This window comes from Enterococcus sp. DIV0682 (assembly GCF_051712685.1).
Classification (GTDB): Bacteria; Bacillota; Bacilli; order Lactobacillales; family Enterococcaceae; genus Enterococcus; species Enterococcus faecalis.
This window is the reverse complement of sequence record NZ_JBIOPK010000001.1, coordinates 1,208,838-1,221,680: the sequence shown is the minus strand read 5'-3', so window position 1 is coordinate 1,221,680 and position 12,843 is coordinate 1,208,838. Positions and strand designations below refer to the sequence as shown.

Genomic DNA, 12,843 nt, shown 5'->3' with positions numbered 1-12,843 from the left:
GTATTATTTATAGTCATAAATCGTTACACCTTTAACCACACGATTCACTGTACCTGTCGGTGAAGGGGTATCCGGTTTATTTCCAACTTTAATAGATGTTAAAAGTGCGACTGTTTGGGCTACCATGATATCTGCTAATGCTAAATAGCCATCAGGTAATAGAGCAGTTTCTGCGGAATATTCAATAGTTGAACCTGAGAAATTACGTTTGCCAGGTTGAGCAATCGCAAAAACACCCGCCGCAATTTCGTCACCGTGAACTTCTTCTAAGATATCCAAGTCATAATCTCTTGTGTATGGTGTATTATTAACAAAACCAAACATTATTGTTTTTTCATTAATAAATGATTTTGGTCCATGACGGAAGCCCATAGAAGAGTCAAAAATTGTGGCAACTTTGCCGGCTGTTAGTTCTAAAATTTTCAATTGCGCTTCTCTTGTCAAACCAGCTAAACTTCCAGAACCAACATAAACAATGCGTTCAAAATCAAGGTTAACAATTTCATTTAATTCTTCTTCACGGGATAGCACTTCTTCACCTAATTTAATTAGAGCGGTTACATAATCTTGTTTTTGCTCAAAGGCTGTTTGATCAAAGAGTAGTAATGTACCCAAGGTCATGCAAGAAAAGCTACCAGTCATCGCAAAACCACCATCATTGGAACGTGTTGGCATTAAGAATAAAAAGCTGTTTTCTTCTTTTTGGCTTATTTGTGCCAGTTGTCCTTCTTCAGCACAAGTAATCGCTAAATGATGAATTGTTTCAACCACTTGATTAGCTACTTCAACTGCCGCTAAACTTTCAGGACTATTTCCACTTCTTGCAAACGAAACTAACAATGTTGGTTCGTCTTTAATCAGATAATCTTCTGGTTTGGCCACAATATCCGTTGTCCCAATACTTTCGAATGAAAAAGCTTGTGTGTCGCCGTGTGCTCGGAGATAAGGTACAACCGTATCACCGACATATTGCGAAGTCCCTGCTCCTGTAAAAATTACTCTTGTGCGTTTTCCTTGCGCTTTGGCTTGGACTTCTTTTAAAAAGTTTTCCAAAGCTGTTTGATTTTCATGATAAAGTGTCACGGTTTCTTGCCAAAGCTCAGGTTGCTGACGAATTTCACGTGTCGTGATTTCCGCTCCTAGTTGTTCTAGTTCTTCTTTTTCTGCTGTAAACATACTTAACTCTCCTAACTATTCCGAATATGGCGTATCTGATAATGAAATTGGTCTGCTCGTGCCACACTCAACGTAAATTCAATAATTTCATTTTTCATGTTATATGTCTGGCGTGCTAAATGAAGGACTGGCGCTCCTTCTGGAATCATCAATAATTTGGCATCTTCTTTTGAAGCAATGCTAGCGTATAATTCTTCATCAGCTAAACGAACGGTTTGCTTAAAATCTTCCGAAAATAGATCATATAATGGTTTGCTACGTAGTAATTGATCCGTGAGTGATAAGAAAAATTTCACAGGCAAGTATGTGTCTTCAACCATTAATGGCTCGTTATCAGCAATCCGCAACCGACTTAATTTAAAAACTGCCTCTCCTAACGAAAGATTCAAATGCTGACAAATAAATTTATCCGCTTCCAATTTTTCGAAGGATAATATACGGGTATGTGGTTTTCGACCCAGCCCTTTCATTTGTTCTGTAAAACTATATGCGCCAGCTAAATCAGCGGCCTCTTTTTTTATATCTGAAACAAATGTTCCTTTGCCATGACGACGATAGATGGAACCTCTATTTTCTAGTTCTTGTAGCGCTAACCGGACCGTCGTCCGACTCACTCCATATTGTGCAGTCAATTCACGTTCAGAGGGCAACTTGTCATGAGGAATCATGCATGTTTCGATTCGTTCCTGCAGCAAATCAACAAGTTGATGATACAAAGCTTTGTTTTTAAAGGCATTTTCCATAACTTTCTCCTTTACCCTAACTGGTTATAACCACAAACCAATAGTACGGTGGTTTTTTTTATTTTGTCAATAAAAAGTATTAATAAATATCTTCATACCGCTATAACCTTGAAATGATAACGTTTACATTTTTTTATTTTTCTTTATTGTAATATTTTTTCCCTCAAGAAATCATTTTTTTATAAAAAACCATCCTTAAATATGATACCAGTTGCTGGCTTTATTTTAAATAGACAAAAAAGAGTATGAGACAAAAATCACTTTAGATTTTTGTCTCATACTCAAAATCTGAAAAACAGTTCGATCCCGACTTCTTCGTTTCTATTGTTTGGTTTTGGCAACAACTAACAAGTAACTGATTTTACGAAATCCATGACAATATTCATTATTGAGCATATTCAATCCTTCTGCTAATTTTCGTATAAGATAAATATTGATTGAATGTGTTGACACAACGAAAGGCAGTCCTGTTCGCATATTGATCATAATAACGCTTGGTATACCACTGAAATTCTTTCGTCCAAGGTTTGACATGGCCAGTAAAGTGGATAATGGATGGTGCTCTTCTCGTTTCGTCATATTGTCTTTCTCCATAAATAGTCGGATGTTTTTTCGCTTTTGACAGAATATAACCTTGGGCATTCCACTTAGGATGTAACTGGGTCCAACGGTCGTGTAAAACCGCATTCAATGCATCTTGATCATGGAAACGTAATTTATCTGGATTTTCTTCAATAAATCTTAAGACTTTAGTGGTTACATCTAAATTCAACCATTTTTTAACATCGATTAGCAACAAGCCTGAGTTAAAATAACACATAGATTCTGCAGGAATCGCCATTTTTTCCAAACGTTGATGGAACCCTGCATCTTCAACAGCGGCGATGATATTTTCACCTAAATCAACTGTCCATAATTTTGCGACATCATCTAAGGCAATCATGTCACAATCCATATACAACAGCCGTTCGATCTGGCTTCCTCTAAACAACTCTGGAATAGCAATCCTGTAGTAAGCTGTTTTGGGAATTCGTTCACTGGTTACAACATTTTTGAAAAAATGGGGGTTGATTTTTAAAAATGTTAACTCTGCATTGATTTGGGTATGTTTAATCGTAAAATACAGTAGTTGCTTGCTTTCAAAATTGATATTGTCATCAATCACATAAAAATGAACAGCTGCCGCTGAAGGACTATTTTCTAAAATTGAAACAAACATAGCAGCAAGATGCGGTACAAAGTTGGTATTGCAACATGAGACAATCGCTAATTCTTTTCTATTTTCCATTTCTTGCACCTACTTTCTTTAACTTGTTTAGATAAAGAGCTGTATAAGGATGATTTTCTAACGTATTCCAGGGTTTATCGTGACCAGTAAAATGAATAATCGCTGGCTCTTGATTTCCCGCTGCATATAATTTTTGGTAAGCCTCATTAGGCGCTTCATGACGATTAAAAACTAAAGACGTCTGCATATTCCATCTTGGTTCTAAAGCTAGCCAATCTTCATAAAGAACGGCGTTTAAAGCATCTTGGTCATGATAAACTATGCGGTCCCCATTTTCTTCTAGATACTGAATTGTTTTTTGCGTGATTGCTTTCTCGTTCCATCGGTCAATATCAATAATCATAACTCCTGAATTAAAATAATAATCGGAGGAATGGATGCCCAAACGTTTCAAGGCATATGCTTGACCAGGATCAATAACCGCGCCAATCGTTTGGTTCACTAATGGCGTATCATACAACTGGACAATATCATCTAAAACCAGCGTATCTGCATCTAAATAAAGAACCTTTTTATAGCTATATTTTTGTAAAAGTGACGGTAAAGAAATGCGTAAGTATGCGGTCGTTGTAATATGATCACTCACTAAAAAATTTTGATAGACTTCTTTGTCTGCTGTTAGAAATTCAACAGTCGCATTTTGTGAGTTACTACTAACCGTTTCTTGGAGTGCTTTTTTGCTAGATAGCGACAGCCCATCATCAATCACATAAAAATGAACAGATCTCTCCGAATGACAATTTTCTAAAACAGTTGTCATCATTACATTCAAATAAGGAGCATAATTTTCGTCTGAAGCTGTCACAATTGGCACAATCTTCTGATTTTTTCTCATCAAAACCACTCTCCTCTTTTATTTTTATAGCTAAGTTCCTATTCAGAATAGGCCCTGAAAAACTTATCTGCAAATCATATGCTCATTGTTTTATAATATAATTATAATAAAAATATATTTTATGGCTATAAAATAATTTTGTTTTCCGTTAACAACTATAAAAAAAACAACATTTCTCTTACTTTATCCTCAAAAATACTATTTATTTAATACTTGTTTTACTAATTTTTTTATCTAAAAATCCGCCTGTTGTATTTTCTGTTGATTATAATTTTAAAATGTACAGCGAAACTTAATATAAATTCTAAACTGACTTCTTACTCAATAAAAGAGCGAAAAAGCCTGGGACAAAAATCACTTTGGATTTTTGTTCCAGGCTCAAAACCGGATAAACGGCGGGAACAGAAGCAATTCCTTCGAAAATAAACGGCTCTGTTCTGACCTCTTTCACTTCATATATGATTCTCTTTCCCTTCCAAAAGTTATCCTTCTTAAATGATCTATGGCGTAGTCGGATAATTTTGGACTGTCGTTTGATTGCCATTTTGACTAAACAAGCTAGTTGATTGTGCATTTTTTTGTTTTTCTACTTCTAAGACTTTGTTTTTTTCAAAAGCTACATCATAGTTGTAGTCCTTTGGTTGCACTTCTTGGAATCCTTGTGGTTTATAAAAACGTAAAAGGTTTTCCTGATTTAATTTGTCAGATAAACTTAACGATTTTTTCACCCAATCGTTATCTTTCGTGACTTCTGCTTTTAAATCTGCTGGAACTTGGTCTAATTTTTTCCCTTGATTATTGTAGATTTCCCCACCTAGATACGAAAATTGAGGCGTTACAAAATCGCCATTTCTAAAAGGAACCACTTGTTTACATTGAGGAGATAAAAGGTCCGTGCCAAAATGGATATAATTTTTATCATCGACACCTAAAAGATGGTACAGTGTCGGTAAAACGTCAATTTCCCCACCATATTCGTGCATGATTTTCCCTTGCGTATAGCCTGGCATGTAAAACATCAAAGGTACTCTTTGCAATTGCGCATTGTCATAGTTTGTCCACGTTTTTGGATCGCGGTTGAAGGCTTTACATAAGTCCTTGTTGTTCGCATCTGAAATACCGAAGTGGTCACCATAAATAACAAAAATAGAATGATTGTATAAACTTGTTGTTTGCAAGTAATGGAAAAATTGTTCTAGCGATTGATCCAAATAGTGCGCTGTTCGAACATAATCATCCACAATCGAATTGCCTGTGTTCAATTTAGGAAACGGGAAGTTTTGGTCATCCGTATAATAAGGGGTATGATTGGTCACAGTTAAAAACTTCGCATAGAATGGCTGCTGTAAATGTTCAAGCTCACTAGCTGATTCACGCAACAATTGTTTATCTAAAATACCGTAACCTAGCATTTTGTCATCTTTTGAAAAATATGACCGATCAAAAAAGTATTGATAACCTAAGTTTTTATACACATGGTCTCGATTCCAAAAACTCCCCACATTTCCATGGAAAACAGCGGTTGTATAGCCTTTTTGTCCTAAAACTGCAGGAGCCGCTTCGAAAGTATTGTCTGATCCTAATTGTGTAAAAAGAGAGCCTTGCGGGAGCCCGAATGTTCCTGTTTCCAACATATTCTCCGCATCACTCGTTTTTCCTTGCCCTACTTCATGAAAGAAATTATCAAAACTGATTGTCGCTTTGTTTTGATAGAGCTGATTTAAAAACGGTGTAACCTCTTGGCCTTGGACTTTCATATTAATCAAAAATTGTTGAAAACTTTCTAAATGAATCACAAATACATTTTTTCCTTTGGCAATTCCGGCATACTGTGGATTAAGCGGTAAATTGTTTTGCTTGGTAAATTTCATGATTTCAGGTAATTCGTTTGAACTAGCTTCTGCTCTTACCTCATTTGACATGGCTGTTTTGACACCATCGATGGCTGTGAATGCATCCAAGCCAAGATATTTTACAATATAATTACGGTCAAAAATTCTTTGAAGCAATTGAGGACGATCGGTTTCGCTTAAAAATAAGTTAACCGAAAAGAGCAAGACACTTAAACAACTAATTGAGATCGCCAATCTTCTGTTGATAGGTTTGGTCACAAAGACTTGATGATTCCGTCGCTGTTTAAAAGAGTAAAATACCAAAACGAGCAGTACTAAAGTATCTAGCCAATAAAAGACATCGTGGACTCTCATTAAAGCAAGTAAATCACCAGAAATCCCTTCTGAAACTTTTGAAAAGCCAAAAACAGATTGGATGGTAATAAAGTCAGTGAATTCACGATAAAAAATAATATTCAAATATAAAATTAATGTATTTAAAACATTTAAAAGAGTTAAGCTAAGCATAAATGTTGGGAGCGTCAATAATTTTGTGTAAATAAATTGTCCTCCTGCAAAATAATTAGTTACTCAGTAAACATTGAAACTAATGTATCGGTTACCTGTTGAAAACCTTTATGGCTTCTGTTTAGAAATTTTTGATTGTATGTATCAAAAATGCTGACTAGAAAGCGTTCTAGTGATTCTTCATTTTGAAACTGCTCTTTTCTACGGCTGTATCTTTTAATTTGCTTATTGAAAGACTCGATTAGATTGGTTGAGTAAATGGTTCTACGAATGCTAGGTGGAAAATCATAAAAAGTTAATAAGTCTTGGTTTTCTATGAGTGACTGCGTCACTTTAGGATAGTTTTTCTTCCATTTCTCAATCATGCCGGATAAGAAGGTATTCGCTTCTTCTTTTGAGTTAGCTTGATAAACAGCCTTAAAGTCATCACAGATTTCTTTTCGGTCTTTGACACGTACTTTATGAGCGATATTACGAGATACATGGATACAACAATGCTGATATTTTGCTTTAGGATAAATTTGATGGATAGTATCTTTCATGCCTTTTAAGCCGTCCGTAATAAAAAGCAAGACTTCTTGAACTCCTCTGGAGTTAATATCCTGTAGCAGCTCATTCCAAACGTATGTTGATTCAGTTGGAGCAATCGCATAACTCAGTACTTCTTTAGTGCCGTCTTCTCGTATACCAATGGCAATATAAATCGCTTCTTTGGATACGGTTTGACGTTTTAGTGGAATGTAAGTAGCGTCCATAAAAATAGCGACATACTTATCATTTAAGGCTCTGGATTTAAAGGCATTTACTTCTTCAGTCAGAACTTTAGTCATGTTGGACATGGTTTGTGGAGTATAGTGATGACCGTACATTTTTTCGATCAAATCAGCAATTTCAGACATCGTAACACCTTTTTCGAATAAATGGATAATAGTGGTTTCCAATGTATCGTTTGTTCTTTTGTAGGCTGGTAAAGTTTGTTGTTTAAACTCACCATTACGATCTCTAGGTATTTCCAATGTTAATTCACCATATTCGGTTTTGATTGATCGAAAGTAAGAACCGTTTCTCGAATTACCTGAATTAAAACCAGTGCGATCATATTTTTCGTAATCTAAAAAAGCCGTTAATTCAGTCCGTAGGAGTGTGTTTATCGCTTTTTCTAAGTGCGAACGGAATAATTCATTTAAATCGCCTTTAGTGACTAGAGTTTGCACAATTTCTGTAGTAAAATCATTCATAGGGAAGTCCTCTTTTCTGTGAATTGGTTGTCGTTAACTTTATTCTACAGAAGCGACTTCCTTTTTTGTATGGATTTTTTCATTTACACAAAATATTTTACACTCTCTAAATGTTTTATGCTTTTTAAAATACAAACTAAAACCAAATAATAACAGCGTAGTAGCAACTGGATTGAACCATAAAATTTCTCGCTGGAGACTGCCCTTAACGCCCAATGAGAAATCTAGGTAATACGCCAGAATCGTTTTTGCCCAAAAGAGTAAAACAAAAAATAAAAAGAGTCCTAATCGGTTATTTATTTTTTTCATCTAAGTTTGTCTTCCTTTCCCTTCAAAAAAATCTTGATTTGTTAAAAATAAAACCTAACTCTGCGCAATGACTTTTTCGCTAGCGGAGAATTGGATAAATAACTTAAAAAGATAATCGCAATGGCGCAACATCCAAATAAAAGCCATACGTTTGTAAAAGGTGTTCGAGTAAGCGAACTAGTAATAGGCTTTGTAATTAAAAGACTTGGTAGCGCAACCCCTAAAGAATTGCCAATTTGCTTACATGTCACCGCAATGGCTGCTGCCGTTCCTGACTGAGAAAGTGGCATTCCTTCAATCGCTGTAATGGTAATCGGCGAATTTAACATCCCAAACCCAATGCCTAAAAAGATATAAATAATAAATAAAATAATCATAGGCGTTGTTTTAGTTACAAATAATTGTAAAAAGCTAACAGCCAACATTGAAATACCACAAAGCATAATAGGACGTTTCGTCCCTATTCTCCCTACCATTTCGCCGGCTCTCGGGGCAACAAGAAAACTAACAAAAGCCAAAGGAATGGTTGATAAGCCAGCTTCCAACGGGCTGAAGCCTCTCATCTCTTGCAAATATAGCGTGTTTAAAAATAAATAGCCGTTATATATGATAAAGCCAAAAATAGCTAAAAAAGAAGCCGATGTAAATGGAATAGATAAAAAGAAACGCGGGTTGATTAACGGATTGTCAATGTTATATTCATAAATAAAGAAAATGACAATGGCTAAGCAGCCGATTATCCCAGTACTTAAAATATCTGGCGCGAAAAGCCCTTTTCTAGGTAGTCCGATAATGGAATAGATAGAACTAAATAGAAAAAGAATCATCAATGCTTGACCAACAAAATCATTTTTCACCGTTTTCTCTACTTTTGACTCAGGTACAAACTTTTGTGTAAGGATGATTGCCGCAGCAATGATCGGTACATTTACAAAAAAGACATACCGCCAGCTAAAATAAGAAACAATCAGTCCGCCAATAATCGGGCCCATGCCTAAGGAAATCCCTGTAACAGAGCCCCACAAGCCAATTGCTTTCGCACGTTCTAACTTTTCGGTAAATACCTGTGTAATAATAGACATTGCTACCGGATTTAACATAGAACCACCAATCCCTTGCAACATGCGAAACGCAATCAATTGCCCTGGGGTTTGCGAAATCCCACATAGGAAAGACGCTAAACCAAAACAGGCTAAGCCCAATTGAAGGACTCGTTTACGGCCAATTCGATCTGCTGTAGACCCAGATAACAATAATAAGGATGCTACCATTAAAGTGTACCCATCTGTTACCCACTGTAATGTAGACAGATTCGTGTGAAAATCACTTTGAATGGATGGTAACGCCACATTGACAACCGTAACATCCATGGTCACTACAAACAAACTCATGCAACAAGTATACAAAATAACTTTTTTTCTATCGATCATAAAAACAGTCCTTTCTAGCAACTACATAAAACAGGAAAAGCAACAATGACACTTAAACTTCTAACGACACAGTTATCGCAAGTACTCACGTATCAACAGTTCTTTATATTGCTTGCCATTTAGTTATTTTATACTTAAAAAAGTAAATCTTTAGATAGCCAAACTATACACCAGAACCCCTTTAAATTGAACCGTAATAGATACGATTTATCGATTCTTAAGTTATTAAATAATTGAACATTCTGTTCAGAAATATCGAACAGCCCCATAATTGAGCATCTCTTTTAAACAATGAACAACAAAAATAGCCTTATCCGCAGCAGAAGTAAATCTAAGCGAATAAAGCTATTTTTGGTAACTATTCCAAAGTAATTTTAATGGCTAAGTCTCTAGCAACTTTTGTAAAGTTGCCTTGATTTGACCAGGTTGGACAAAAACCGAACTGGAAACATTTCGGTATAAATAAAATTTTTGTTTTCGTTCAATCGGTAAAAAGAAGAGTTTAGAATCAATTTCCTGCAGTTGTTCTTTCCGAAGAGAGATCACCGCATAAACTCCTTTACTTTTTTCAATGAGACGAGTAAGCATCAACGTATCGTAGCAACAAACAAGCGGACTTGTTAAGTGCAACATTTCTAGCACACTCTTGGTAGCTTCTAAATGATCTAAGTGATGCGGCAAAAATAGAAATGGATAGTTGGTCAAACAGGTGAAGCCTTCTTCCTCAATTTCTTGTTTAATTTCTCTTGAAACACAAAGATACATTTTTAGTTCAATTAATTGTTCTTTCTTTAAAACTGGACTATTCACATCTGCAGAAGTAATCACAAAATCCAACTCATGATTCTCCAATTTATTCAATAACTCAAACGATGAACCATGGTAACATTCCCAAAAACGATTCAGTTGATCCTCATTTTCTGTCACTTTATACATCAAGGACGTATTTCCAAAACCTAAACGCATCACTGGATTCTCAATCATTTCATGCAAATTAAGTTTCATTTTCTTAGCCTCGTTTAAAATGATATATACAGATTGGACGATTTTATCACCATAGGAATTTAACGTCAAAGAATTCCCGTTACGGTCAAAAAGTAAATGGCCCAATTCACTTTCCAAATCTTTTAATGACGCACTTAAGGTTGATTTACTAACATGGAGTTCAGAGGCTGCTTTGGAAATACTATTATATTTTGCAATGGTATAAAAATATTCTAATTTTTCAATAGTCATCTTTTGTCATCCCTTTTATTCAAATTCATTTGCCCACGTAACCTGTTCAAAACACGCCTCACTCTTTATCAATAGCGTAGTTATTTTTGCTCTAATAAGCTATGTCCATCTTGTTATTTTTCTATAACTAATAGCAGATGGATATGAAAGTGCCTTTGGTAAAACTTTTTTTCGGAAATAGTACGAGCATTCGCAGTAAATTCAGCTTATTAACAAAGGCGTCTAGCTTTTTCTATTTTACGCAAATTTACTTAAGAAATTCCATTTCAATTCTTTTCTAAAAAAGGTAAGATGGACACAACAAATGTTTCAGTTTCCATGCCCATTTACTTTAAGGTTCAGCGTTATCTACTAAGTATGAAGAATGTCAAAGAAAGGTTAGGTACTCCCAATGAAAATCAACTATTTAGGTACGGGTGCAGCAGAACGGATTCCAGGAATTTTTTGTAATTGTAAATTATGTAAGTACGCTCGAGAGAAAAAAGGACGAGAAATTCGTACACAAACTCAATTAATTATTGATGATGTCCTGCTGATTGATTTTCCAGGGGATTCTTATTTACACCTGTTGCAGTACGACTTGTGTTTTGCAGAATTTAACTCTTTACTAATCTCTCATTGGCATTCCGATCATTTTTACGGTGAGGATTTGGCTTATCGAATGTCTGGTTATGCATTAGATATTCCCAATCGTTTAACTGTTTACGGAAATGAAGCAGTTAAGACGTTTTATCAGCGCGCCTTTGATTTAGAAGGTCGCCAAGACGATACCCGATTACAGTATCAGGTTATTCAGCCCTACAAATGTTTTACTATTGCGAACTATACGATTTATCCCCTTCCTGCACAACATGGAAATTTCAGTGAAGATTGTTTTATTTTCGTTATAGACGATGGTAAAGATGCTTTTTTATCCACCCATGATACAGGTTACTTTACGTCAGAAATGTTTGAATATCTTGAAAAGAGCCACTTACTTCTTAGTATTGTTTCTTTAGATTGTACTAGTCAAACAAACGAAACTGGCAATAGTCATATGAATTGGGAAGAAAATTTAAAATTAATTGCAGAATTAAAAGAAAGAAAACTCGTCACAGATAAAACGATTTACGTTGCCAACCATTTTTCTCACAATGGCGGCTTGTCTTATGCGGAGATGGCGGCTTTATCTCAAAAGCATGAAATCATTACGAGTTATGATGGTTTAGAAATACTAACTTAATCGGATTATTTGCCTTCTTTTCAGCACTATTATATGCTTTTAACCGATAATTACAAGGTACTTTTATCGTAACTTACACTATCTTAAAAAACAAAAATACTCGAAATTTCCCGTGATTCTGGAAATTCCGAGTATTTTTATGGTTCTTTACGCTGCTGGCACAGCGGATAAACGTTTATTTTCTTCTTCATCCACTCGATTGACAATAAAGTTATAATTCACTTCATTTAGTCTTTGACCATGATTTCCTGTTTGCTTAATACCCCCATTGGAATGAACACCAACTACTTCAAACCGAGCATTATAGATTGGTGAACCAGATTGACCACCGGTTGTATCGATATCATAAAATAGTAATGGATTTTCTAAGTCTGTAAAGTTAGATGTGAACAAATCATTTTCATGAGACCATTGTGTGTGGTTTTTCTCACCTGGATAGCCTGATATTGTGACATGGGTATCTGAAGATTCAAACTTTTTCAAAACAAATGGCGTTAAAATTTCTCCCAACTCTGGGCCATCTGGACGATCGTTTTGTTTGCCGACAGTCACTACCGCAATATCCGCATTCGGGGAAAAAGCTACATCAATCACTTTGAATTTGCCAAATGGTGTCGCACTGCCATCTCGACCTGGATAAAACCAAGCATCATCTTTGGCATTCGGATTTAATACTTTGGCATTCTTAAAACTTTCAGCCACATGATTATTGGTGACAATTGTATTGGTTCCAACAACAAAGCCTGTTCCTAAAGAAATATAGCCTGGTTTACTGGCAGGGGAAATGATTCTTCCGATTGACGCAAAAGGCGCTTCGGTTGTATCTGCCACTTCTTGTCTTCTGTCTTCAGGGTCCAGTAACGATCTTTTTTGTCGTGAATGACTTTCGGCAGGAACGATATACTCTTCTGCATTTGCAGACAAGCTAAAACCGGCTATCAAAGTTACTAAAATCAGAAACAAAAAACCAGCACTAATTTTTCGTATGGAGAACTTTTTCATAAGA

General features: G+C 35.6%; 9 protein-coding genes and 2 pseudogenes. 1 reads left to right on the top strand and 10 read right to left on the bottom strand.

Annotated features, from left to right (window positions below; translation table 11 throughout):
- Window positions 1-3: 3 nt before the first annotated feature.
- From agaS to IGK96_RS05780, 9 genes and pseudogenes are all read right to left on the bottom strand, one after another.
- Window positions 4-1,176 (bottom strand): SIS domain-containing protein, encoded by a 1,173-nt coding sequence (gene agaS, locus IGK96_RS05820; RefSeq protein WP_002357242.1) that lies wholly within the window; start codon window positions 1,174-1,176, stop codon window positions 4-6.
- A gap of 11 nt (window positions 1,177-1,187) precedes the next feature.
- Window positions 1,188-1,919, bottom strand: a complete 732-nt coding sequence (locus IGK96_RS05815) for a GntR family transcriptional regulator (RefSeq protein WP_002360115.1) — start codon at window positions 1,917-1,919, stop codon at window positions 1,188-1,190.
- A gap of 385 nt (window positions 1,920-2,304) precedes the next feature.
- The gene (locus tag IGK96_RS05810; RefSeq protein WP_010713323.1) at window positions 2,305-3,207 is read right to left on the bottom strand and encodes a glycosyltransferase family 8 protein; all 903 of its coding nucleotides are present in this window, start codon (window positions 3,205-3,207) and stop codon (window positions 2,305-2,307) included.
- Window positions 3,197-4,042: a glycosyltransferase family 8 protein gene (locus tag IGK96_RS05805; protein ID WP_010713322.1), complete on the bottom strand. Its 846-nt coding sequence runs from the start codon at window positions 4,040-4,042 to the stop codon at window positions 3,197-3,199. Before IGK96_RS05805 ends, IGK96_RS05810 begins: the two co-directional genes overlap by 11 nt.
- 500 nt (window positions 4,043-4,542) lie before the next feature.
- A pseudogene (locus IGK96_RS05800) lies at window positions 4,543-6,408 on the bottom strand (LTA synthase family protein); the annotation flags it as partial.
- Between the two features lie 53 nt (window positions 6,409-6,461).
- Entirely contained in the window at window positions 6,462-7,640 is a 1,179-nt protein-coding gene (locus tag IGK96_RS05795) for an IS256-like element ISEf1 family transposase (protein ID WP_000997695.1), read from the bottom strand.
- A 108-nt stretch (window positions 7,641-7,748) separates the two neighbouring features.
- A pseudogene (locus IGK96_RS05790) lies at window positions 7,749-7,949 on the bottom strand (hypothetical protein); the annotation flags it as partial.
- 41 nt (window positions 7,950-7,990) lie between these two features.
- Entirely contained in the window at window positions 7,991-9,379 is a 1,389-nt protein-coding gene (locus tag IGK96_RS05785; RefSeq protein WP_002382423.1) for an MFS transporter, read from the bottom strand.
- 381 nt (window positions 9,380-9,760) lie between these two features.
- Window positions 9,761-10,615 carry a LysR family transcriptional regulator gene (locus tag IGK96_RS05780; protein ID WP_078126947.1) on the bottom strand — a complete coding sequence of 285 codons (855 nt, stop codon included), beginning with the start codon at window positions 10,613-10,615 and terminating at the stop codon, window positions 9,761-9,763.
- A 391-nt stretch (window positions 10,616-11,006) separates the two neighbouring features.
- Here IGK96_RS05780 and IGK96_RS05775 point away from each other — a divergent pair, with 391 nt between their 5' ends.
- Window positions 11,007-11,837 (top strand): MBL fold metallo-hydrolase, encoded by an 831-nt coding sequence (locus IGK96_RS05775; RefSeq protein ID WP_070415799.1) that lies wholly within the window; start codon window positions 11,007-11,009, stop codon window positions 11,835-11,837.
- 147 nt (window positions 11,838-11,984) lie between these two features.
- Here the strand turns inward: IGK96_RS05775 and sprE are convergent, their stop codons facing one another.
- Window positions 11,985-12,839, bottom strand: coding sequence for a serine proteinase SprE (sprE, locus tag IGK96_RS05770; protein WP_010713320.1), 855 nt, complete (start codon window positions 12,837-12,839; stop codon window positions 11,985-11,987).
- Window positions 12,840-12,843 lie beyond the last annotated feature (4 nt).

Excerpts from the sequence above, each read along its gene's own strand:
- sprE (WP_010713320.1), bottom strand. The coding sequence starts at position 12,839 with ATGAAAAAGTTCTCCATACGAAAAATTAGTGCTGGTTTTTTGTTTCTG.
- IGK96_RS05785 (WP_002382423.1), bottom strand. The coding sequence starts at position 9,379 with ATGATCGATAGAAAAAAAGTTATTTTGTATACTTGTTGCATGAGTTTG.
- IGK96_RS05805 (WP_010713322.1), bottom strand. The coding sequence starts at position 4,042 with ATGAGAAAAAATCAGAAGATTGTGCCAATTGTGACAGCTTCAGACGAA.
- IGK96_RS05810 (WP_010713323.1), bottom strand. The coding sequence starts at position 3,207 with ATGGAAAATAGAAAAGAATTAGCGATTGTCTCATGTTGCAATACCAAC.
- IGK96_RS05775 (WP_070415799.1), top strand. The coding sequence starts at position 11,007 with ATGAAAATCAACTATTTAGGTACGGGTGCAGCAGAACGGATTCCAGGA.
- IGK96_RS05795 (WP_000997695.1), bottom strand. The coding sequence starts at position 7,640 with ATGAATGATTTTACTACAGAAATTGTGCAAACTCTAGTCACTAAAGGC.
- agaS (WP_002357242.1), bottom strand. The coding sequence starts at position 1,176 with ATGTTTACAGCAGAAAAAGAAGAACTAGAACAACTAGGAGCGGAAATC.
- IGK96_RS05780 (WP_078126947.1), bottom strand. The coding sequence starts at position 10,615 with ATGACTATTGAAAAATTAGAATATTTTTATACCATTGCAAAATATAAT.
- IGK96_RS05815 (WP_002360115.1), bottom strand. The coding sequence starts at position 1,919 with ATGGAAAATGCCTTTAAAAACAAAGCTTTGTATCATCAACTTGTTGAT.